General features: G+C 61.4%; 1 pseudogene. It reads left to right on the plus strand.

The window, feature by feature from the left end:
* Positions 1-70: 70 nt before the first annotated feature.
* Positions 71-757, plus strand: a pseudogene (locus FEI13_RS19580) (IS3 family transposase); the annotation flags it as partial.

Below are 757 nucleotides of genomic sequence, written 5' to 3' on the forward strand. Positions count from 1 at the left end.
TAAAGTGGACCCCAATATCCGGACAACGGTTTAAGCTGTAGCCGAGCCTTCGAATCGGGATGACATCGAGATGAGCGAAAAGCGAAAGCGGAATTCGTACAGCCCTGAATTCAAGGCGAAAGTCGGATTAGAGGCTATTCACGGGGTCAAGACCGTGAATGAGATCGGGCAAGCCTATGGGGTCCATCCCGTCCAGGTGGGCCAGTGGAAGAAGGCCATTCTGGATCAGGCAGGCTCCCTTTTCGATGGCAAACGAGGCCCGAAGCCGGTCGCGGCGCAGGATGCCCAGGACCGCCTCTACAGCGAGATCGGGCGCCTGAAGATGGAACTCGACTGGCTGAAAAAAAAGTCCGGGATCAACCTGCCATGATCCGACAAGGCTGGATCGACGCCAGTGATGCGGTGCCCATCGTTCGCCAGTGTCGCCTGGCGGGTGTCTCGCGAGCGACGGCATACGCGCATCGGAGGCCGCCACCGGAGGACACCGCCGACCTGCTGCTCTGTCGGCTCCTCGACGAGATCTACACTCGACGGCCGTTCTATGGGAGTCGACGCATGGTGGTCGAGCTGCGAATCCGGGGCCACGCCATCAACCGCAAGCACGTCCAACGCCTCATGCGCGGCATGGGATTGGCGGCGATCGCGCCGGGCCCTCACACCAGTCGTCCGCACCCCCAGCACAAGGTCTATCCGTACCTGCTGCGGGGCGTTCCGGTCACCCGGACGAACCAGGTCTGGAGCACCGATATCACGTACA

This window comes from Halomonas urmiana, assembly GCF_005780185.1.
GTDB lineage: Bacteria > Pseudomonadota > Gammaproteobacteria > Pseudomonadales > Halomonadaceae > Halomonas > Halomonas urmiana.